The organism is Paraburkholderia sp. D1E (assembly GCF_052682275.1).
This window is the reverse complement of sequence record NZ_JBQYMB010000001.1, coordinates 1,433,980-1,454,140: the sequence shown is the minus strand read 5'-3', so window position 1 is coordinate 1,454,140 and position 20,161 is coordinate 1,433,980. Positions and strand designations below refer to the sequence as shown.

The following is a 20,161-nucleotide window of genomic DNA, read 5'->3' as shown; positions in this document are numbered from 1 at the left end:
TTTTTATTGGCTCATCCAAGGCGATGGATCACCCCTCTGAGCCGCCTTGCTGCGCGCGTTTGACCGCTTCGGCCATCTGTTCCGCCACCCGCCGTGTGTCCCAATACACCTGCCCTTTGTACATGCGGTCACCGCGCAGGTTGAAGCGGTCGACGCCCTGCCAATTGAGCGCCTGTCCGGCCACGGTGGCTGATGCCTGCCATTCGATCATGACGGCGTCGCCAGTGGGCGCCCATTGAAGGACGTCTACTTTCAAGTCAGGGAGTTGGGTCAGGACCTGACGGAAGTGTTCGATCACGCCTTTCCTGTCGGCCGGTTCTGTCATGGGCGGGATGAGGTTTCGAGTGTCCTCATGCATGAGAGGCTCCAGGTTATCGGCGACAGGGTTTTGCCACTCTGCGGCGAAGCGTTGCACGGCTGTCCTGGCATTGGCTAACTGTTCCGCTGTAGGCGGGAGGTATTTTTCTGCTGACGTCATGTGGGTTTGCTCCTGAATGGGTTGCTTACCTACGGTGCTGTTTGCCTACTCATCCGTATGGAAGCCCATGGCAATCAAAACATACAATATGATTTTCACATACACCGTGTATGTATACTACAATCAGAATGTGAAAAATCAAGGGCTAAAAAAACGAACCCGATGCCGACAGCAGGTCCAACCCCCAAATCCCGTCGCGAGGAATACGCGGACGCGACCCGTCAGGCGCTCATCACCGCTGCGGGCGAGCTATTCACCTCGCAGGGCTACCAGCAGGTCGGGATAGAAGCCATCGCGCGCAGCGCACGCGTGACGCGTGGCGCCTTCTATCACCACTTCGCCGACAAAGCTGAACTGTTCGATGCCTTGATCGAATCTCTGCAGGCGAGGGCCGCATCCCAAGTCCAATCCGCAGCCGAGGCCGCTCCGAAAGCCAGGCGGATGAGCGCGGGCATTCGCGAATTTCTGGAGGTCTGCACCGAACCCGCCTATCGGCAACTCGTCATTGAAACCGCGCCCGCCGTGCTCGGCCCGGCGCGGTGCCGAGAGATCGAAGAAGCGCACGTTTACGGTCTGCTTATCGGCGCGCTGACGAACCAGGCCACTGGCAATGAAAAAGCAAAGGCATACCTCGCCGCGCGCATGATCGGCAGCATGGTGTGCGAAGCGGCGCAATTGCTCGATGGCGCAGACGATCCCGCCGCATTGAAAGCCGAAGCGTTGAAGCTCGTTGAGCGCATGGTCGGAGCGCTGACGCCAGATAAAAGCCGGGTAACATCCACCCGCAAATAATCAGACCCGACTGGAGCGCCGATGCAGATCGACTGGCCGAGTATCCGAACCGGGCGTGCCGCGCAATCAGCTGACATCGATCGAAGTGCAAATGGCCGCGCCGCTCGCGCCACGGGCAGAGGCGCTCGCTTTGCGTGGCCGACTCTTGCGGGTGATCGCCGGGCGGGTGTTTGAGGCGTCGGTCGAGTGACGTTTCATGCCTCTCGCAAAAAAACCCCTATCGCCCTGCTGCCCACAGCAACGAAACGCCCGAAGACAACATCAACCCGTCAACGACAAGCTTGAAAACCGCAGGGCTCATCCGAACCACAATCAGCCGCGCGGAAAAGGAGCCGATCATGAGTGCCGAGCCCGTGATCAAACCGTCGATCACCACATGCAATGGCAATGCGCCGAAATGATTGAAAACCGCGACTTTGGTGCCGTAGACAGCCAGTGAGCCAGCCGCTTCGGTCGCGAGAAAGGCGCCTTTAACAAGGCCATACGACATAAACACGGGCACTGTGATCGGCCCGGTAGAAACGACGATGCCGGTGAGAAAACCCACCACGCCGCCGATCAGCGAAAGCTGCCACAAAGAAAACTTGATCGCTCGCCGCGCCAGCCAGCGCCGGGTCGGCACCATCGCGACAAAAAACAGCCCCAACGCGAGTTCGACCGCATGCGGCGGCAACGCAAGAAGCGTCCGCACACCCAGCGCGGCGCCCGGAACCGCAGTCACGCAATAAGCGCCGCAAGCCCGCCAGTCGATCTCGCGCCACCACGCAATGATCTTTCCGAAGTTGCCCATGATTGCGGCGATCGCCATGATCGGCACCGCCTGCTGCGGTCCGAACAGCATCACGAGAACGGGCATCAGCATCATTGACGAGCCCGTGCCGATCACACCGCTCAACGTGCCAGCAAGCAAACCGACGCACAGCACCAGCAAATATCCCATGTCGCCCCCGGTGGTATGGACGGCAATTTTACTCGAGCAATGTTTCAATAGACTTGGGACGGGCTCAGCACGGAAGCCCTTCAACCGCCTTCATCGTCGAAGGTCTTCGGATAAACGCGTACGAGCACGATCCGCGGCCCCTTCATCTTCTTGACCACCACGTCGAAGCGATCGAATTCAACACGCTGCCCTTCGGTAGGCAGATCGTTGAGCGCCTGGATCACGAGGCCACCGACCGATTCTGCCTTGCCCTCGTCGATGTCGATTCCCAACGCGCGTTCCAGCGACACCACCGGCAAACTGCCCTTGCCCATCAACGTGCCGTCGTCCATACGCGTCCAGTCGGCGTCGCCCTGGCGGAATTCGTCGTGAATCTGCCCAACCAGCGCGCCGAGCAGATTGTCCAGCGTCAGGAAACCGATCGGCTTCGAGTTCTTGTGGCCAACCAGCGCGAAGTGCGGCGCACCCTTGCGAAAGCGGCGAAACAGTTCGAGCGCGGGCATGTCCGGCTTCACATACTGCACGGGCCGCGCATATTTGGAGAGGTCCTCGAGCGTGCTGCCCGCGTGCCGCGCCAGCAACAAGTCCTTCAAGTGGATCATGCCGGCCACGCGCTCACCCGACGCATCTTCGAACAAGGGATAGCGGCTGAAGCGGTGACGCGCCACCACCTGCATATTTTCGCGCAACGGCAAATCGCGCCGCAGGCCAACCATTTCATAGGACGGCCGCATCAGATCGGAGACGGTCATGCGCGAAAAATCCAGCGAATGCGCAATCGTGTTCCATTCGTCCTGGCTGTATGCGCCGTCCGGCGAACCGAGCTCAGTCGCGACGTTGGCGCGGCGGCCACGCAAGATCAGCTTGAGTTCGTCGGTCGAGTAATGCGAATCGTGACCATGGTCCGCGTCGAGGCCTGCGAGCTTCAATACCGCGTTGGCGCTCGAGTTGAGCACCCAGATCGCCGGATACATCGCCCAGTAGAAACCGTACAGCGGCGTGGCGGCCCACAGCGAAACCTTCTCCGCCTCGCGAATCGCCAGCGACTTTGGCGCCAGCTCGCCCACCACGATGTGCAGGAACGAAATACACGAGAACGCGAAGAACAGCGAGATGCCGTGAATCAACTTCTCCGATTCCACGCCAAGCAGGCTGAAGACCGGCGTGAGCAGTTCCGCGAACGCCGGCTCACCGATCCAGCCAAGCCCCAGCGACGCCAGCGTAATACCGAGCTGACAGGCGGACAGATATGCGTCGAGCCGTCCGTGCACCTTAGCCAGTAGACGCCCACGCATGCCATGCCGGGCCGCGAGGCTCTGCACGCGCGTCTGCCGCAGCTTCACCAGACCGAATTCGGCGGCGACAAAAAAACCGTTGAGGGCAACGAGAAACAATGCACCAATAAGGGCGACAACCTGGATCAAAGCGAAGGGCTCCGGCAACAAAAGTTGTCAGTATAGAGGGTGAAAGCCTGGTGAAAGTTAATCGCGTACAGGAACGCGCGACAGCCACCGCTCACGTTGCTGTCGTGGCACTCAGCGGCACATGCAACGCGAGCGTAGCCGTTTCGCTTTCAGCCGCGTCGCTTTGCTCGAAACTGCCGCCGTGCGCTTCCGCAACGCGCTTGCACAGCGCGAATACCCACGCGATCCGTTTGGCTTCGCGCGGTTCACGCGCCTGTTTGCGGGCAAAGGCTTCGAGCAAATGAGGCACCAAATGATCCTCCAATGCAGCGGCGCTCTGATTGAAGGTGACGGTGGCGTACCACCTGGTGGCGTCCGCGCGTGTTGCCAGCGTGACTGCGGCGCCCTCCGCGCTCGCTTCGACGGCAAACGTGAGCATCACCCACAGCGCGGCGGCCAGACGCTCACGATCGCCGTTGAGCTGCTCGGTAGCAAGTTGCGACTCGAGCGTGAGCTCGACGCCACGCGCGCGAGCCAGTCCGGAGCGGACTTCTTCAACGGTTTCATCGAGCAGCGGGTGCAGCGGAAACGGCGCATAGGCGAGCGCCAGCGATTTGGTTTCTGCACGCACGGCGTCGACGATCGTTTCCAGCAACTTCACCTGCTGGTCCACGCCGTTGCGAATTCCGGTGACGGCCCGCTGCGAATTGGGGTCGTTCGCATCGAGCTTGCGCTCGAGCACGTAAGCCCAGCTATGGATGGCGTTCAGCGGACCACGCAGGTCGTGCGACACCAGCGACAGCACATGGTCGCGCATGAACAGCGCGGTTTCCGCGCGCAGGTGTGCGGTGCGTTCGGATACGGCGATGCCGGAAAGAACCGGCTTTGCGCCAGTGGTCCCGGTGGATGACGTTGTCACGATCGAGCCCTCTCAGGCGGTGCATGAAATGTTAAAAGAAACCCCATTATAGGCATGCCGCCCGGCGCAACCAGCCTGGCCGGACAGCCAACATGGACGCAAACCGCATGCCACGCGGCAATCCTGGGCGACACGACGCCAACACGCCTACAATGTCGGTTTTTACAATTTGACCTAAGGAGCAACACATGTCGACTGTGACTACCGAATCCGGCCTGAAATACGAAGACATCGTTGAAGGCAACGGCGCCGAAGCGGTTGCCGGCAAGACCGTCAGCGTGCACTACACGGGCTGGCTGACCGACGGCCAGAAGTTCGACTCGAGCAAGGACCGCAACGACCCGTTCGCGTTCGTGCTGGGCGGCGGCATGGTCATCAAGGGCTGGGACGAAGGCGTGCAAGGCATGAAGGTCGGCGGCACGCGCAAGCTGACGATTCCGCCGCAACTCGGCTACGGCGTGCGTGGCGCAGGCGGCGTGATTCCGCCGAATGCAACGCTCGTGTTCGAAGTCGAACTGCTCGACGTCTAAGTTTTCGCTGTTTTGTAATCGGGCTTCGCCAATGGGTCACGCCGCCGTCACCGCACCTGGCGTTTCGCTGCGCCGTTACGGCGCGGTCGAAGCGTCGGACGTGCACGACTTTCACCAGGTCGTGCTCGGACTCGACGGCGCGATGGTGATGGCGGTAGACGGCGTCGCGCATCAGATCGACGCCCGCTCCGCCTGGCTCATCCCGGCCGGGGCGCGGCACGACTACGCGGGCATTGGCGAGAACCGGCAATTGGTGCTGGATCTGCCGGCCGCCTCGCTGGCCGTGCCGGAACGTCTATTCGACCACGCGCGGGCAGTGACGGTGGATCCCTCGCTCACGCAACTCGTGCATCGAATTGCGGCGCTCGCCACCGGTGGCGCGCAAGGCGACGATCTGGATACCCGGCGTTTTCAATGGGATGCAGCCGCACGATTGGGTGCTGCGTTGGTGGCCGATGCCGGCACAATGACCGGGACACAAGCGCCCGGTCTTGATTTCGCGCGCATCGACCGCTGGCTGCGCGCGCATCTGTCGGAACCACTGCGTATCGCCGACCTTGCCGCACACTGCGGCTTCGGCATGCGGCGCTTTCATCAGCTTTTTATCGACGCCTTCGGCGAAACACCTCATCGCTATTTGCAGCGACTGCGGCTCGATACGTCGCTTGGCTTGCTGTCCGATCCACGCCTGTCGCTCAGCGATATCGCGTTGGAAATCGGCTTTGGAGATCAGAGCGCCTACACGCACGCTTTCACGCGGCGTTTCGGGCTAGCGCCCGGTCAATGGCGCGCGTTGCGCCATTGAGTTTGTGCAATCCGCGAGCCACCTGAGAAGGCAGCCCGCGTTTCCTTCTTCCAGCTGCATCTGCCATGCGTTATTAACCCGCCAACCCGCGCTCCAGATCGCCGCGGATATCGCCGGCGTTTTCCAGACCCACTGCGAGACGGATCAAGCCTTCGCTAATACCTGCCGCCGCTCGCGCCTCAGGCGTCACGCGACCGTGTGTGGTCGTAGCCGGATGCGTGATGGTGGTACGCGTATCGCCGAGGTTGCCGGTGATCGAGCAGATCTTCGTGCTGTCGATCACGCGCCAGGCATTCGCGCGCATCTGCTCGGGCGTGTCGCCCTTCAACTCGAACGAGAGGATCGCGCCGCCCGCCTTCTGCTGACGCATCGCCAGCGCGTGCTGCGGATGTGATTCGAGTCCCGGGTAGAACACGCGGTTCACGGCCGGATGCGTTTCCAGCCAGCGTGCGATTTCGAGCGCATTCGCCGACTGCTTTTCAACGCGCAGCGACAACGTTTCCATGCCCTTGAGCAGCACCCAGGCGTTGAACGCGGACAAGGTCGGCCCAGCACTGCGCACGAACGGGAACACCTTTTCCATGATGAATTTCTTCGAGCCGACCAGTGCGCCGCCAAGCACACGCCCTTGACCGTCGAGGAACTTGGTGGCCGAATGCATCACCACGTCCGCACCGAGCTTCAACGGCTGCTGCAAAGCCGGGCTACAGAAGCAGTTATCGACTACGAACACCGCGTTGGCCGCCTTCGCGATCTTGCTGATCGCTTCGATATCGGCGACTTCGGTCAGCGGGTTCGACGGCGTTTCGAGGAAGAACATCTTCGTCTCCGGGCGCACGGCGTTTTTCCACGCGTCCAGATCGGTCGGATCGACAAAAGTGGTCGTAATGCCGAACTTGCTGAAGATCTGCGAGAACATGCCGAGCGTCGAGCCGAACAGCGCTTGCGAGCTGACCAGATGGTCGCCGGCCTGCAGCACCGACATCACCACCGACATGATCGCGGCCATCCCCGAAGCCGTGGCCATGCATGCTTCGCCGCCTTCGAGCGCCGCCAGACGGTCCTGGAACATCGAGACGGTCGGGTTCGTGAAGCGCGAATAAGTGTAGTTGTCTTCGGAATTCTTGAATTTTTCGGCGGCGTCCGCGGCACTCGCGAAGACGAAGCTCGACGTCAGGAAAATCGCTTCCGAATGTTCGTTGAAGTCGCTGCGCACTGTGCCCGAGCGGACTGCCAGCGTATCGAAGTTCAGGGAGTCGTCCATATTCGTTCTGGTTTCCAATGTTCCATGGCTGGATTCAGCGTCTACGGCTCACATGAAAGGAGCGCATCACGCCAAACGGCAGCAACAAAAAAGCCCGCTTTTGCGTCGGCATAAGCGGGCTTCATGTGCGGGGGAAAGCTGGAGCGGAGGCGGATGACTGCGGCTTTTCCACCATTCGCTTTAGCTGTTTTGGGTTGCCCCGCGTCCGCAAGCTGAGATCAAATCGACGCAAGCCATTATGCTAACACGCTCGCGGCATGGCGTGCAGCGGGCCAATGACTTGGCACACCGCACGCGGGATTGCTTCAACCAACCGACAATTGCAGATGCAGTTGCGAACGTGCCGGGCCGCCCTCGGCCGCGTCGCTCGCGGCGTCGCGGTCCGATTGCGAGGACGGTGCGAGACGCGCGGTTTCGATGCGGTCGAGGTATTCCGTGGTGATATCGCCGGTCACGTAGTTGCCGTCGAAGCACGAAGCTTCGAATTCCTTCAGCGCCGGGTTGATATCGCGCACCGCCTGCTTCAGGGCGTCAACGTCCTGATAAACGAGATAGTCCGCGCCGATCATGCGCGCGACTTCGTCGTCCGTGCGGCCATGTGCGACGAGTTCACCGCGCGTGGGCATATCGATACCGTAGACGTTCGGGTACTTCACCGGCGGCGCCGCCGAAGCGAAGATCACCTTGTTCGCGCCGGCATCGCGTGCCATCTGCACGATTTCGTGCGAGGTGGTGCCGCGCACGATCGAATCGTCGACGATCAGCACGTTCTTGCCCTTGAACTCGATGCCCATTGCGTTCAGCTTCTGGCGCACGGACTTCTTGCGCATCGCCTGGCCCGGCATGATAAAGGTGCGGCCTACGTAACGATTCTTGAAGAAGCCTTCGCGATACTCAACGCCCAGCTTCTTCGCGACCTGCATCGCGGCCGGACGGGACGAGTCGGGAATCGGCATCACGACGTCGATTGGGACATCGGGCAATTCGCGCCTGATCTTCTCGGCGAGGTAATCGCCCATGCGCAGACGCACGTTGTAGACCGGCACGCCGTCGAGCACCGAGTCCGGACGCGCGAGATATACGAGTTCGAAAATGCACGGGTTCAGGCTCGGATTCGTCGCGCATTGCTGCGAGTGCAAATTGCCCTCGAGGTCGATGAAAATCGCTTCGCCCGGCGCAATGTCACGCACAAATTCGAAACCGATACCTTCGATCGCGACGGATTCCGATGCCAGGATCCACTCGACGCCTTCCGGCGTTTCCTGCTTGCCGAGGCACAGCGGGCGAATGCCGAACGGGTCGCGAAAGCCGAGCAAACCGTAGCCAGCAATCAGCGACACGATCGCGTACGAACCCCGCACCCGGCGATGCACGCCCGACACCGCCTTGAACAGCGCGGCCGGATCGAGTTGCAGGCTCGAACTGGACAGCTGCAACTCGTGCGCGAGCACGTTGAGCATCACTTCGGTGTCGGAATTGGTATTGATGTGGCGGCGATCGATGCGGAACATCTCATCTTTCAGTTGCTGCCAATTGGTCAGATTGCCGTTATGCGCGAGGATGATGCCGAACGGCGCGTTCACGTAGAACGGCTGGGCCTCTTCTTCGCTCGATGCAGAACCAGCGGTCGGGTAACGGACCTGGCCGATACCGGTCGTGCCGGGCAGGCTGCGCATGTTGCGCGTGCGGAACACGTCGCGCACCATGCCGTTGGCCTTGTGCATGTGGAAGTTGCTGCCGTTCGCTGTCGCGATGCCGGCGGCGTCCTGACCGCGATGCTGCAGAAGCAGCAGGCTGTCATAGATCACCTGATTGACCGGAGAATGGGAAACTACGCCTACGATGCCGCACATGGCATGTCCTTCAAAGGTACGAAATTCGTAACGGCGGCCGGTGCCAAAGATGCTGCGCGACGGTACGCGACGGTGCATAGAGGCAACCGGATTGCGCCGGAGTCCTGCTGCACCCCTCTAACCGTTCACCTGATCGTCACACGCGGACGTAGGCAGCGAGCGTCTCGGGAAGCAGCGGTTTCATTACGTGCACGCCCTCAACCGCATAGGGTCGAAGCAAGGCGTTGCGCCAGAATTCCTGTTGGGGCAGTTCGGTCAAGCCTGCAAGGGCGACCAGAATCAGCACCAGAATGACCCCGCGCACGAGGCCGAACATCAAACCGAGCGAGCGGTCCACGCCGCTCAAGCCGGTTGCCTGCACAATGCGGCTCAGCAACGCGTTCAGTACGCTTGCTACCAGCACCACGCCTATCACCAGCAGCGCGAACGCCAGAAGCCACTGGGTCAGCGCGCCGCCCGGCCACGTGGCAGGGATAAATGGCACGACATAACCGACGAAGCGGCAAGCAATGAAAAACGCCGCGATCCAGCCGATCAGCCCGAATACCTCGGACAAAAAGCCGCGCCATGTGCCGCGCAAGGCCGACAAACCGATCACCGCCATTACAGCGTAGTCGAAGGCAGTGAACATCGCTCGCTTACTGTGCGGCGCCGCTGTTCGCGCCCGACGTCAAGCCGGTCTCACGAACCTTCGCAATCGCGGCGCTAGCCGCTGCCCGGTCAGCGAACGGACCGGCGCGCAGTAGGGTAAGCGTCGAGCCGTCAGCCTGTTTCCGATGTTCTGTATATGCAGGCACACCGGCCGCTTTCAACTTGGCGGCCCAATTACGCGCGTTGGCGTCGTTCGCAAACGCGCCTAGCTGGACGGCAAAACGGCTGCCCGGCGGCGATGCCGGCGTACCGGAATTGGCGTCCGCGCCTGCGGCGGCGGTATTCGCGCTGTCTTCGCTCGGAGCTGGAACGTTCGCCGCGCTTTGCGTGGCGGGCGCATTGGTCGGTTTGGCCGGCTTGGCCGGCTTGGCCGGTTTGGCGGGCGCTGCAGGCGCCGTATTGGCGGCAATGGCCGGCGCTTGCGGCTTCAAAGCTGGCCTGGCTGCGGGCGCTGCGCCCTGCTGTTTGGCCGCGCCGGACTGGCCTTGCGTGGCTGCCGTTGTCGGCGCAAGGCCGGAAGCGGCAAGTGCCGCGTCAGGCGCTGGGTTATCCGGTGCTACGCCAGCCTGCGTGTCTTCGTCGGTCTTAGCGACCTTCGGCGCGGGGCGGCTTGGAATGTCGATCGAGATGTCGTCCGTGACGGGCTTTGGATGCGAATCCAGCACCATAGGCAGGATCACCACCGCTGCGACAACCAGCGCGATCGCGCCGACGAGCCTGCGCCGCGCACGCTGCTTTTCAGGCAACGTAGGGTCGAGCAGCATCGCATCGGCATCCACGGTGCGCTCCGTGCGGCGGGTTCGCCGCTCCACGCGTTCGCCACGGGCGGCCCGAGTGGAACTGGTGTTTGCGCCGCGCCGGGTGGGCGCGTCGTCTTTCTTGCCGAACGAGAAAATTCCCATGAATCGCTTGGTTCGAGCCTGGCGCCCGTTCAGTGTTGCTGCGATTTACGGTAGGCCATTACGCCTGCAACCGTATAGAAACTGCCGAAAACCACGATTCTATCATTCTCTGACGCTCGTTTTAGCGCGTCTTGGAAAGCCTCTGCCGGTGTTGCGTAGCGCGTCACGCTGCTGTCGTTGCCCTCGCTTACGCCCTGCTCGCGCAAGACCGCTTCGAGTTCTTCCGCCGAAGCCGCACGCGGGGTCGGCAGATCGGTCACGCACCAGTGGTCGATTTCGCCTTTCAGATGGGACAAAACGCCTGCAATGTCCTTGTCGCGCATCGCGCCGAACACGGCGTAGGTGTACGGGAAAAAGCCCATATTGCCGAGGTTTTGCGTCAACACTGCCGCGGCGTGCGGATTGTGGCCGACGTCGAGCACGACGGCCGGCTTGCCGGGCAGCACCTGAAAGCGCCCCGGCAGTTCGACGTTGGCGAGGCCAAGCCGGATGTCCTGCGCCGATACGGGTAGACGGTCGCGTAGCGCTTCGAGTCCCGCTAGGGCTGCCGACGTGTTGATCAACTGATTCGCGCCGCGCAATGCCGGATAGGCGAGCGAGGAACGGCGCATCGTCGGGCCCACGTAGCTCCATTGCTGGCGCTCGCTGCCTGCCTGCCCTTCATAGCGGAAATCACGGCCAAATAGCCACAGTTCGGCGCCGATTTTTTCGGCGTGGTCGATCAATGTTTGCGGCGGCACTGGATCGGCGCAGATCGCCGGCTTACCCGGGCGGAAAATGCCGGCTTTTTCGAAGGCGATTTTCTCGCGCGTGTCGCCGAGGTAATCGGTGTGATCGATATCGATACTCGTGATGATCGCGCAGTCCGCGTCGAGAATGTTGACCGCGTCGAGGCGGCCGCCCAGGCCGACTTCGAAGATCACCGCGTCGAACTCGCGCGAGGCGAACAGGCTCATGATCGCCAGCGTCGTAAATTCGAAGTAGGTCAACGTGACCGGTTCGGCGAGACTCAAGCGCGCGGCTTCGACAGCTTCGAAGTGCGGCAGAAGATCCGCGTCGCTGGCCATTTCGCCGTTCACTCGGGCCCGCTCATTGAACGACAGCAGATGCGGCGACGTGTGGCAGCCGACCGTGAAGCCCGCGCGCAGCAAAATCGATTCGAGAATCGCGCAGGTCGAGCCCTTGCCGTTCGTGCCGCCGACCGTAATGATCGGGCACGCGAACGACAACTGCATCGCGTCACGTACCTGCGTGATACGTCCCAATCCCATGTCGATGCCGACCGGATGCGCGGATTCAAGGTGCGTGAGCCACGCGTCGAGGGTGGGGAATGTGGTCATCGAGTGAATCTGAGCCATGCTGTGCTGCGTTGCGAGATCGTGATTATCCCGGAAATGACAGCGCGCCGCTTGATGACTCTCGCGGCGCGCTATTTTTTGACTGCTTTTCTGACCGCGGCCGTGTCTGAACAGGCACGGCGCTGAATCGGACCGCGTTGTGACTTAAGCGACTGCGTCCGCCGGCTGATGGCTCAACAGCGCCATCAATTGTGCGATCTCTTCACGCAGCTTGCGACGATCGACGATCATGTCGACCGCGCCCTTCGTCAGCAGGAACTCGGCGCGCTGGAAGCCTTCCGGCAGCTTTTCGCGCACGGTTTGCTCGATCACACGCGGGCCGGCAAAGCCGATCAGCGCCTTCGGCTCGGCGATCACCACGTCGCCCAGGAACGCGAAACTTGCCGACACGCCGCCCATGGTCGGATCGGTCAGCACGGAAATGAACGGCAGCTTGGCTTCGGCGAGCTTGGTCAGCATGGCCGTGGTCTTCGCCATCTGCATCAGCGACAACAGGCTTTCCTGCATCCGCGCGCCGCCCGAAGCGGTGAAGCAGATAAACGGCACTTTCTGTTCGAGCGCATTCTGCGCGCCGCGCGCGAAACGCTCGCCGACCACCGAGCCCATCGAGCCGCCCATGAACGAGAACTCGAAGCACGCGACCACCACCGGCAGCGTGTGGATGGCGCCGCCCATGACGACCATCGCGTCGGTTTCGTCGGTGTCGTCCATTGCCTCTTTCAGGCGATCCGGGTACTTGCGGCTGTCTTTGAACTTGAGCGCGTCGACCGGGACGATTTCCTGGCCGATTTCGTAGCGGCCTTCCGGATCGAGCAGGCCGTCGAGCCGCTCACGCGCGCCGATGCGCATGTGATGGTCGCACTTCGGGCAAACGTGCAGATTGGCCTCGACGTCATTGCGGTAAAGCACGGCTTCGCACGACGGGCACTTGATCCACAAGCCTTCCGGAATCCCCTTGCGGCTCTTCGGGTCGGTTTGTTTGATTTTCGGCGGCAGCAGCTTATCGAGCCAGCTCATATTGAATCCTTCTGGGGTCAACGGTTGCGCAAACGGCGGGACGAACCCGCCGCTCACACTACAGACGACAAAATTAACTGTTATCGGGCAGTCGCGACGCTATCCAGCGCCTCGCGCACTTCAGCGATGAAGCGCGTGAGCGTCTCGGCGGCGGCTTCGGGCGCCGCTTGTTCGAGCAATTGCACGATACGGCTGCCGATCACGACGGCATCGGAAACCTCCGCCACCGAACGCGCCGTTTGCGCGTCACGGATGCCGAAACCGACGCCCACCGGCAGGGGTACGCGCGACTTGATGGCCGGGATTTTACTCGCGATGCTGGAAACGTCCAGATTTGCCGCACCGGTCACGCCTTTCAACGACACATAATAGACGTAGCCGCTGGCGATTTTGCCGACTTCTGCGATGCGTTCATCCGTGGAAGTGGGCGCAAGCAAAAAAATCGGATCGATGCCCGAAGATCGCATCTGTTCAGCGAAGTTAGCGCATTCTTCGGGCGGATAATCGACAACCAGCACACCATCTACCCCTGCTTCCTTCGCCGCCTTGGCAAACGCTTCGGTACCCATGCGTTCGATCGGATTGGCGTAGCCCATCAGCACCACCGGCGTCTTGTCGTCGGTTTCGCGGAAGCGCTTCACGTCGGCCAGCACGTGGCGCAGCGACACACCATGCGCCAAAGCGCGTTCGGACGATTGCTGGATCACCGGGCCATCGGCCATCGGGTCGGAAAAAGGCACACCTAGTTCAATCACGTCGGCGCCGCCGGCGGCGAGCGCGTGCATGAATTCGACCGTGCGCGCCGGATCCGGATCGCCGGCCGTCATGAACGGAATCAGGCCTTTCTTACCCTGGGCGGACAACGCGGCAAATGTGTTCTTGATACGGGACATGGAATATTCTCGGATTTTGGGCTACTACGCGCTTATTCCGCCTCGGTTTGCTGCTCAGCCTTGCCCGCAATCTTGCGGGTTTTGCGAGCGGCAGCGGGCGTCGACGCGGCCGCGCTAACGCGTTCGCGCGCTATTGCGCAGTAACTTTCATTGATCTCATAGCCGACGAATTCGCGCTGCTGTCGAGCGCAAGCGACTGCGGTGGTGCCACTGCCCATGAACGGGTCGAGCACGCGCCCGCCCTTCGGACAACTTGCCAGCACCATCCGCTCGACGATTTCCAGAGGCTTCTGGGTCGGATGGTCAACGCGTTCGGCATGTTGCCGATGCAGTCGCGATACCGACCAGACGTCCTTCGGATTATAGCCAAGCTCCAGCCACTTGCTACCTTCGAACAATTTACGCGAACGCGCCTTCTTCGTGACGGCATCGTACGGGATGCGAACGGGATCGAGATCGAAAAAATAATCTTTCGACACCGCGAAAAAGCCGATGTTGTCGTGCACCGAGGTAAAACGGCGCACCGTTCCGCCCATGCTCGGCACGCGCCGGTCCCAGATGATTTCGTTGATCATCGTGAGTTTTGTCTTCAGGAAGCTGAAGATTTCCGGTGCGTACTGCCACGTGCAGAAGATATACAGCGAGCCCGACGGCTTGAGCTTCGGAATAGCCAGCTCGAGCCAGCCACGCGTCCAGGCGAGGAAATCCTCGCCGGAGCGCATGTCGGAGTCGTTGCCATAATCCTTGCCGAGCCCATAAGGCGGATCGCAAAGGATCAGGTCGATCGACCCGTCGGGGATGTTCGCCACATCGGTCAGAAAATCGCGGTTCAACAGCCGGATACCGGCGGGCACCTGCGGTAAAAGCAGTGCAGGTGCCTCGACCGCCACTACCTCGGCGGCCGGGGTAGTTTCAAGCGCCGGTTGCGGCTCGTCGAACTCGTCGCGCATCGTCGCGGCGCTCAGAACTGAATGCCCGATCGCTCGGCGACCGTATGCATGTCCTTGTCGCCGCGGCCCGACAGATTGACCAGAAGGACCTTGTCCTTCGGCAACGTCGGCGCGAGCTTCGCGGCATAAGCCAGCGCATGGCTGGATTCCAGTGCCGGAATAATGCCTTCGATACGACAGCAATCGTGGAAGCCCTTGAGCGCTTCTTCGTCGGTGATGCTGACATATTGCGCGCGCTTGCTGTCTTTCAGCCACGCGTGCTCAGGGCCGACGCCCGGATAGTCCAAGCCGGCCGAGATCGAATGCGTCTCGATGATCTGACCATTCTCGTCTTGCAGGAGATACGTGCGGTTACCGTGCAGCACACCCGGCGTGCCGGCGATCAGCGAGGCGGCGTGCCGGCCGGTTTCGAGCCCATCGCCGGCTGGCTCGACGCCAATCAACTGCACCGAAGTGTCGTCAATGTACGGGTAAAAGATACCCATTGCATTCGAACCACCGCCAACGCACGCAATCACGGCGTCCGGCTGGCGACCGACCAGCTCAGGCATCTGCACCTTGCACTCGTCGCCGATCACGCGCTGGAAGTCGCGCACCATCATCGGATACGGATGCGGTCCCGCCACCGTGCCGATGATGTAGAACGTGTTTTCGACGTTGGTGACCCAGTCGCGCATCGCTTCATTGAGCGCGTCTTTCAACGTGCGCGAGCCGGACGACACGGGCACGACGGTCGCGCCGAGCAGCTTCATCCGGTACACGTTGGCGGCCTGGCGGCGCACGTCTTCCTCGCCCATGTAGACCACGCATTCCATGCCGAAGCGCGCCGCAATGGTCGCGGTTGCCACACCGTGCTGGCCCGCGCCGGTTTCCGCGATCACGCGCGGCTTGCCCATGCGCTTCGCGAGCAGCGCCTGGCCGATCACGTTATTGATCTTGTGAGCACCGGTGTGATTCAGATCTTCACGCTTGAGGAAAACCTGCGCGCCGCCGAGCATTTCGCTCCAGCGTTGTGCGTGATAAATCGGGGACGGACGACCCACGAAATACTTCAGTTCGCGCTCGTATTCGGCGACGAATTCCGGGTCTTTCTGATATTTCTCGTACGCGGCACGCAGCTCGTCGAGTGCGTGAACCAGCGTTTCAGCGACGAACACGCCGCCATATTGGCCGAAATGGCCTCTTTCGTCAGGCAAGTTATACATGGTGATCACTCTTCTCAGTGTGGCGCACGGGTTTCGTATGAAAAACCGCGCCGCCTGAATCATTCAGCGTCTGCCGCGCGCACTGCGCGTACGAACGCCGCCATCCGGGCGTGATCTTTCACGCCCCTGGCGCCCGGCACTTCGATGCCGCTCGAGACATCGACCGCGTACGGGCGCACGCGATGGATCGCATCACTGACGTTTTGCGCGTTCAACCCACCACTCAAAACGGCCCGACGCGCGAGCTCTGCTGGAATAAGTGACCAATCGAAAACCTTCCCGCCGCCGCCATAGCCTTCGACATGGGTGTCGAACAGAAGGCCGCTGGCAGCTGAATAGTTAAGCGCTGATTTTACCAAATCTGCCGGCTGAGTATCCGCCGCGACTCGCAACGCGCGCAACCAAGGCAAACCCGCAACCCCGGCAAGGGTTTCGCACTGCTCCGGGCTTTCGTCGCCATGAAATTGCAGCAGCGTGAGCCCGACGTTACTGACGACTTCGCGAATCCAGTCCGGCGTAGCGTTCACGAACAAGCCGACTACCGACACAAACGGCGGGATGTCGTGCACCAACTCGACGGCCTGCGCAACGCTTACCGAGCGCGAGCTCGGCGGATAGAACACGAGGCCGATCGCGTCGGCGCCGAGGTCGATCGCCTGGGTCACGTCTTCGGGCTTCGACAGGCCGCACAGCTTGATACGCGTGCGATGCGGCGCGGCGTGCTGTTGCGCGCCGGCGTTAGATTCGGCTGCCAGGTTTTCGGTCGATTTCATGTTTGCGCTTGCTCGGTCCATACGGTACTCCACGGCACGCTGCCGGTCTGTGGCGCGGGCACGGCGAATTGCTCAGGATAGCCCACCTGCGCCAGGTACAGGCCGTCAGGCATGAAGGTCGGCGCGGCACAGTCGCGATCGCGGCTGGCGAGAACCTCGGCCATCCACTCGGCGGGATGGCGTCCCCGTCCGATATCGACGAGACAGCCCATCAGGTTGCGCACCATATGGTGCAGGAAGGCGTTCGCCCGAAAACGGAAATGAACGAAGTCGCCCTGTTGCCGTAAGTCGATCTGATACAGATGCTTGACCGGTGTTTTCGCCTGACATTGCGATGAACGGAACGCCGAAAAATCGTGCTCGCCGATCAGGTGGGCGGCGGCGGTCCGCATGGCGTCGACGTCGAGCGGCGTGTGTATCCAGCCGGCTCGCGTAGCCTGCATCGGCGAGCGGAACGGATGGACGTACAGGACGTAGTAATAGGTCCGTTCGAACGCTGAAAAGCGCGCGTGGAACGCGTCGGGCATCGGCTTGGCCCACTGCACGGCGATCGTCTTCGGCAGGAAGGCGTTGGTGCCGCGGATCCACGAAAAGTCCGTGCGGTCGAGTTCAGTGTCGAAGTGCACGACCTGGCCAAGGCCGTGCACGCCCGTATCCGTCCGCCCAGCCACAACGGTTTGAACGGGCGTTTGCGCGAACTCGCGCAACGCCCGTTCAAGCTCGTCCTGCACGGTCTTGCGGTGTAACTGCGACTGCCAGCCGCAGAATGCCGAGCCGTCGTACTGGATGCCTAGCGCAATACGCTTCACGACAATGGCGCGAGCGTCGAGAGCAGCGCGCGGGCGTCGGCGCGCGTGGCCGGATCGTTCGCTTCGATCACTTCGTTAATGAGCGTGCGCGCGCCGGACAGATCGCCGAGGTCGATATATTCGGCGGCCAGATCGAGCTTGTTGCGGGCGATGCGGATGAGATCGGCCTGCGTGAAGGCGGGCAAGGGCTGAGCCGGGCTCGGCGGCAATTCGAGGTCGAAATCGAGCTTAAGCGCACCGAAACCGGCCGCGCCCAGGCCTGCAACGGCAGCATGGCCTGCGGTGCCGGCGGCGATTTCATCGGCGATGTGCGGAGTGTCGTCCGGATCGTGCGGTGCCACAGCTTGCTGCGCAACGGTTTCCGGGGATGCAACCGGCTGTGCCGCCTGCGATCCGGGCGTGCTCACCGCTGCGTCGGTCGATTCGACGCGCGGCGGCAATGACATGTCCAGACTGCCGAATGCATCGACGGCGTCGCGTGGGAACCCGGTCGGGACGGACGGAGCGGGCTGATTTTGCGCGACGGTTGCCGGTTCGATATTCGGTGCGCCATCGGGCGTCGCGGTTTCGACTTGCTGGTGTGATTGCGGTTGCGGCTCAACCTGATGTTGCGCGAAATCAATGACCGGTGGCGGGATATCGAGATGATTCCGCGACTCGGCAAGCGGCTCATTCATCGGCTCTGCCAACGGCGCGGCCGGCGCGCTCGATGCCGGTTCGTCCTCCCATTGCAGACGGTGCGCAGGCACCTCTTGCTGGAAGGTCTCGCTGACCGGTTCAAGCGACGTCAGCGGCAAAGCTTCAGCTCCGAGTTCCGCGGCGGCTGCAAGGCTCGCAGCCGTGGTCGCTCCGTCGAGATTTTCGTGATGGGCTGCGGGAAGCGGTTCGGACGTGAAATCGCTTTGGGCGGCCGGAACGAGGTCCGGGCTCGGCTGCTCAGGTTCGATGGATGCGGGCGCTGGGTGACTTTCCTGCCACGTGTGCTGGGACGCGCTGGGGTCTTGTACGGGTAAGGCTGTGTACGATTGGTGAGCTGCGGCTTCGTGCTCTGCTGCGGCTTGTTCTGTTGCGGCTTGTTCTGCGGCCGCACGTTCCGCTGCTGCAGCTTGGTCTGCCCCCGCGCGTTCGGTTTCTGCGTTCTCTGCTGCCTCACGCGCAGCCGCTTCCCGCGCAGCCGCCTCGTGAATTTCCGCTTCACGCTCTGCTGCCACGCGCTCCGCCATTTGCCGCGCCGCCGCTTCACGCCCCTCGGTCTCGCGGTCAGCCGCCACCAGCGCGGCCGCCTGCCTCGCTGCCGCTTCGCCACTCATGTCCGATGCTTCGCTCGCCGGCACCTGTTCGGGCATCGGAACGACATCCTGCTGCGGCCCAACCGCCCGCGCGGAAGCTGCCGCTGCGTCCTCCGCCAGCGAGCCTCCAGCCGCAGCAACATCGGGACGCTTACGCCGACGCAGGCGCAAAGCCGCCAGCAGCACGACCAACGCCGCGCCGATCGCTGCTGCCACGCTCAAATTCGTCTGCGAGATGCCAACGTCGTTCGACGTGGAAATCGCAGCGCCGCCATGACCGGAAACGGCCGCCGCAGACGAAACGCCAGCAGCAGGCTGCGCACCGCGCGTCGAAGGAGTAACTGTTGCGACCGGCGCACCGCCGATGCCATGTTTCTGCAACTCCATCAGCACGCGGTTTTTCAGCGCAAGCAATTGCTGCAAGCTGGATACCTGCGCACGCGGTTGCGATGCCGGCTGTTCAGTGGCCGTCGCTGGAACAGATGCTGTGGCAGGCGCCGACGCACCTTCCGCAGGCTCGCTGGCCGAAGGCTGGATCGCGCCCGACCAGACATGTGCACCGCTCACCGGCAACGCGCCTGCAGCCTGTGAGCCCGCTACGGGCGCCGTCGAGACCGCACCAGCCGTTGTCGTGCTACCCGGCGTCGCCGGGCTTGCTTCAGCCGTCGAGCTGGCCGCCCCCGACACCGCAGGCGTGGCCGGCGCTACAGCGCGAGCTGCGGCGCTTGCCGCGCTCGCAGCGGCGACATTGACCTGCGCCACGCCGCTCGCGACGCCAACTGCAGCGCCGACCACCGCCGCGTTCGGCGCGGAAGCAGCCGTAGCCGTCGCAGCCGACGATGCGGCGGATGCAGATCCCGCAACCGGCGCGGAAGCCGCCAGAGCGCCGGACGCATCCAGTGCTGGGATCGTCAACAGCGCGCCTATGCGCATCCGGCTCGGGTCATGGCTCATGAAGGCATTCGGATTCGCGTCGAACAGCACGCGCGAAGCGCGTGCGAGCGTTCCCCGGTCGTGCGATTGCGTGACCGCAATCGCCACGTCGTTCAACGACTGCCCGGGCCGCACCGTATATTGACTCCCGGCGGCGTAGGAAACGGAGGCGCCCTCCGGCGCGCTTGCGGCGTCGCCAGGCGCTGCCACTGCGCTACCAACGCCGGCGCCAGCCAGCGCGAGCGCCAAAGCGGCCGCTGCCGTCAGCCGGCCCGTACCTTGATGCATAAACATAGCCCGAAGGGAAGAGAGTCGAAGGTTCATCGGGACTCCTGGCGCGTCAGCGCGCAGCCCTTTTTTGCGGTTGGAAAGAGACAAGATAATCGGAGCACACAAT

20 protein-coding genes are annotated in these 20,161 nt (G+C 62.3%); 4 read left to right on the top strand and 16 right to left on the bottom strand.

What is annotated here, in order from left to right; translation table 11 throughout:
• Positions 1-28: 28 nt before the first annotated feature.
• Positions 29-478: a nuclear transport factor 2 family protein gene (locus tag ACUN0E_RS06805; protein WP_445566052.1), complete on the bottom strand. Its 450-nt coding sequence runs from the start codon at positions 476-478 to the stop codon at positions 29-31.
• A 57-nt stretch (positions 479-535) separates the two neighbouring features.
• On the opposite strand from ACUN0E_RS06805, the gene ACUN0E_RS06800 reads away from it, so the two are divergent.
• Together ACUN0E_RS06800 and ACUN0E_RS06795 are read left to right on the top strand one after the other, a co-directional pair.
• Positions 536-1,270, top strand: coding sequence for a TetR/AcrR family transcriptional regulator (locus ACUN0E_RS06800; protein ID WP_408231077.1), 735 nt, complete (start codon positions 536-538; stop codon positions 1,268-1,270).
• 55 nt (positions 1,271-1,325) lie between these two features.
• On the top strand, positions 1,326-1,460 hold the full coding sequence (locus ACUN0E_RS06795) for a hypothetical protein (protein WP_408231080.1): 135 nt from the start codon (positions 1,326-1,328) through the stop codon (positions 1,458-1,460).
• Between the two features lie 27 nt (positions 1,461-1,487).
• Here the strand turns inward: ACUN0E_RS06795 and ACUN0E_RS06790 are convergent, their stop codons facing one another.
• From ACUN0E_RS06790 to ACUN0E_RS06780, 3 genes are all read right to left on the bottom strand, one after another.
• Entirely contained in the window at positions 1,488-2,210 is a 723-nt protein-coding gene (locus ACUN0E_RS06790) for a sulfite exporter TauE/SafE family protein (RefSeq protein ID WP_408231083.1), read from the bottom strand.
• 80 nt (positions 2,211-2,290) lie between these two features.
• The gene (locus ACUN0E_RS06785) at positions 2,291-3,634 is read right to left on the bottom strand and encodes a hemolysin family protein (protein ID WP_445566051.1); all 1,344 of its coding nucleotides are present in this window, start codon (positions 3,632-3,634) and stop codon (positions 2,291-2,293) included.
• A gap of 91 nt (positions 3,635-3,725) precedes the next feature.
• Positions 3,726-4,532 carry a sensor histidine kinase gene (locus ACUN0E_RS06780; RefSeq protein WP_445566050.1) on the bottom strand — a complete coding sequence of 269 codons (807 nt, stop codon included), beginning with the start codon at positions 4,530-4,532 and terminating at the stop codon, positions 3,726-3,728.
• Between the two features lie 188 nt (positions 4,533-4,720).
• On the opposite strand from ACUN0E_RS06780, the gene ACUN0E_RS06775 reads away from it, so the two are divergent.
• Together ACUN0E_RS06775 and ACUN0E_RS06770 are read left to right on the top strand one after the other, a co-directional pair.
• Complete coding sequence (locus ACUN0E_RS06775; RefSeq protein WP_408208184.1) at positions 4,721-5,062, top strand: FKBP-type peptidyl-prolyl cis-trans isomerase; 342 nt, start codon at positions 4,721-4,723, stop codon at positions 5,060-5,062.
• A 31-nt stretch (positions 5,063-5,093) separates the two neighbouring features.
• On the top strand, positions 5,094-5,867 hold the full coding sequence (locus ACUN0E_RS06770; RefSeq protein ID WP_445566049.1) for a helix-turn-helix domain-containing protein: 774 nt from the start codon (positions 5,094-5,096) through the stop codon (positions 5,865-5,867).
• A gap of 73 nt (positions 5,868-5,940) precedes the next feature.
• On the opposite strand, the gene ACUN0E_RS06765 is transcribed toward ACUN0E_RS06770, so the two are convergent.
• The 12 genes from ACUN0E_RS06765 to ACUN0E_RS06710 form a co-directional block, all read right to left on the bottom strand.
• Positions 5,941-7,131 carry an O-succinylhomoserine sulfhydrylase gene (locus ACUN0E_RS06765; protein WP_408391974.1) on the bottom strand — a complete coding sequence of 397 codons (1,191 nt, stop codon included), beginning with the start codon at positions 7,129-7,131 and terminating at the stop codon, positions 5,941-5,943.
• Positions 7,132-7,436: 305 nt separating this feature from the next.
• Complete coding sequence (gene purF / locus ACUN0E_RS06760) at positions 7,437-8,984, bottom strand: amidophosphoribosyltransferase (protein WP_408231096.1); 1,548 nt, start codon at positions 8,982-8,984, stop codon at positions 7,437-7,439.
• 136 nt (positions 8,985-9,120) lie between these two features.
• Complete coding sequence (locus ACUN0E_RS06755; protein WP_408340118.1) at positions 9,121-9,615, bottom strand: CvpA family protein; 495 nt, start codon at positions 9,613-9,615, stop codon at positions 9,121-9,123.
• Positions 9,616-9,622: 7 nt separating this feature from the next.
• Entirely contained in the window at positions 9,623-10,537 is a 915-nt protein-coding gene (locus tag ACUN0E_RS06750) for an SPOR domain-containing protein (RefSeq protein WP_445566048.1), read from the bottom strand.
• A gap of 29 nt (positions 10,538-10,566) precedes the next feature.
• On the bottom strand, positions 10,567-11,877 hold the full coding sequence (folC, locus tag ACUN0E_RS06745; protein ID WP_445570390.1) for a bifunctional tetrahydrofolate synthase/dihydrofolate synthase: 1,311 nt from the start codon (positions 11,875-11,877) through the stop codon (positions 10,567-10,569).
• Between the two features lie 162 nt (positions 11,878-12,039).
• On the bottom strand, positions 12,040-12,912 hold the full coding sequence (gene accD / locus ACUN0E_RS06740) for an acetyl-CoA carboxylase, carboxyltransferase subunit beta (protein ID WP_211611824.1): 873 nt from the start codon (positions 12,910-12,912) through the stop codon (positions 12,040-12,042).
• A gap of 80 nt (positions 12,913-12,992) precedes the next feature.
• Positions 12,993-13,805: a tryptophan synthase subunit alpha gene (gene trpA, locus ACUN0E_RS06735; protein ID WP_408340114.1), complete on the bottom strand. Its 813-nt coding sequence runs from the start codon at positions 13,803-13,805 to the stop codon at positions 12,993-12,995.
• 32 nt (positions 13,806-13,837) lie between these two features.
• Positions 13,838-14,755, bottom strand: coding sequence for a DNA-methyltransferase (locus ACUN0E_RS06730; protein ID WP_445566047.1), 918 nt, complete (start codon positions 14,753-14,755; stop codon positions 13,838-13,840).
• A gap of 11 nt (positions 14,756-14,766) precedes the next feature.
• Positions 14,767-15,960: a tryptophan synthase subunit beta gene (gene trpB, locus ACUN0E_RS06725; protein WP_445566046.1), complete on the bottom strand. Its 1,194-nt coding sequence runs from the start codon at positions 15,958-15,960 to the stop codon at positions 14,767-14,769.
• A 59-nt stretch (positions 15,961-16,019) separates the two neighbouring features.
• Positions 16,020-16,733, bottom strand: a complete 714-nt coding sequence (locus ACUN0E_RS06720; protein WP_445566045.1) for a phosphoribosylanthranilate isomerase — start codon at positions 16,731-16,733, stop codon at positions 16,020-16,022.
• Complete coding sequence (truA, locus tag ACUN0E_RS06715; RefSeq protein WP_408231121.1) at positions 16,730-17,542, bottom strand: tRNA pseudouridine(38-40) synthase TruA; 813 nt, start codon at positions 17,540-17,542, stop codon at positions 16,730-16,732. The genes ACUN0E_RS06720 and truA overlap by 4 nt, the downstream gene beginning before the upstream one ends.
• The gene (locus ACUN0E_RS06710) at positions 17,539-20,088 is read right to left on the bottom strand and encodes a FimV/HubP family polar landmark protein (protein WP_445566044.1); all 2,550 of its coding nucleotides are present in this window, start codon (positions 20,086-20,088) and stop codon (positions 17,539-17,541) included. The genes truA and ACUN0E_RS06710 overlap by 4 nt, the downstream gene beginning before the upstream one ends.
• Positions 20,089-20,161 lie beyond the last annotated feature (73 nt).

Bases quoted from the DNA above. Each gene is read 5' to 3' on its own strand.
- ACUN0E_RS06805 (WP_445566052.1), bottom strand. From the start codon at position 478: ATGACGTCAGCAGAAAAATACCTCCCGCCTACAGCGGAACAGTTAGCC.
- ACUN0E_RS06800 (WP_408231077.1), top strand. From the start codon at position 536: ATGGAAGCCCATGGCAATCAAAACATACAATATGATTTTCACATACAC.
- ACUN0E_RS06790 (WP_408231083.1), bottom strand. From the start codon at position 2,210: ATGGGATATTTGCTGGTGCTGTGCGTCGGTTTGCTTGCTGGCACGTTG.
- ACUN0E_RS06775 (WP_408208184.1), top strand. From the start codon at position 4,721: ATGTCGACTGTGACTACCGAATCCGGCCTGAAATACGAAGACATCGTT.
- ACUN0E_RS06770 (WP_445566049.1), top strand. From the start codon at position 5,094: ATGGGTCACGCCGCCGTCACCGCACCTGGCGTTTCGCTGCGCCGTTAC.
- ACUN0E_RS06765 (WP_408391974.1), bottom strand. From the start codon at position 7,131: ATGGACGACTCCCTGAACTTCGATACGCTGGCAGTCCGCTCGGGCACA.
- purF (WP_408231096.1), bottom strand. From the start codon at position 8,984: ATGTGCGGCATCGTAGGCGTAGTTTCCCATTCTCCGGTCAATCAGGTG.
- ACUN0E_RS06755 (WP_408340118.1), bottom strand. From the start codon at position 9,615: ATGTTCACTGCCTTCGACTACGCTGTAATGGCGGTGATCGGTTTGTCG.
- ACUN0E_RS06750 (WP_445566048.1), bottom strand. From the start codon at position 10,537: ATGGGAATTTTCTCGTTCGGCAAGAAAGACGACGCGCCCACCCGGCGC.
- folC (WP_445570390.1), bottom strand. From the start codon at position 11,877: ATGACCACATTCCCCACCCTCGACGCGTGGCTCACGCACCTTGAATCC.
- accD (WP_211611824.1), bottom strand. From the start codon at position 12,912: ATGAGCTGGCTCGATAAGCTGCTGCCGCCGAAAATCAAACAAACCGAC.
- trpA (WP_408340114.1), bottom strand. From the start codon at position 13,805: ATGTCCCGTATCAAGAACACATTTGCCGCGTTGTCCGCCCAGGGTAAG.
- ACUN0E_RS06730 (WP_445566047.1), bottom strand. From the start codon at position 14,755: ATGCGCGACGAGTTCGACGAGCCGCAACCGGCGCTTGAAACTACCCCG.
- trpB (WP_445566046.1), bottom strand. From the start codon at position 15,960: ATGTATAACTTGCCTGACGAAAGAGGCCATTTCGGCCAATATGGCGGC.
- ACUN0E_RS06720 (WP_445566045.1), bottom strand. From the start codon at position 16,733: ATGAAATCGACCGAAAACCTGGCAGCCGAATCTAACGCCGGCGCGCAA.
- ACUN0E_RS06710 (WP_445566044.1), bottom strand. From the start codon at position 20,088: ATGAACCTTCGACTCTCTTCCCTTCGGGCTATGTTTATGCATCAAGGT.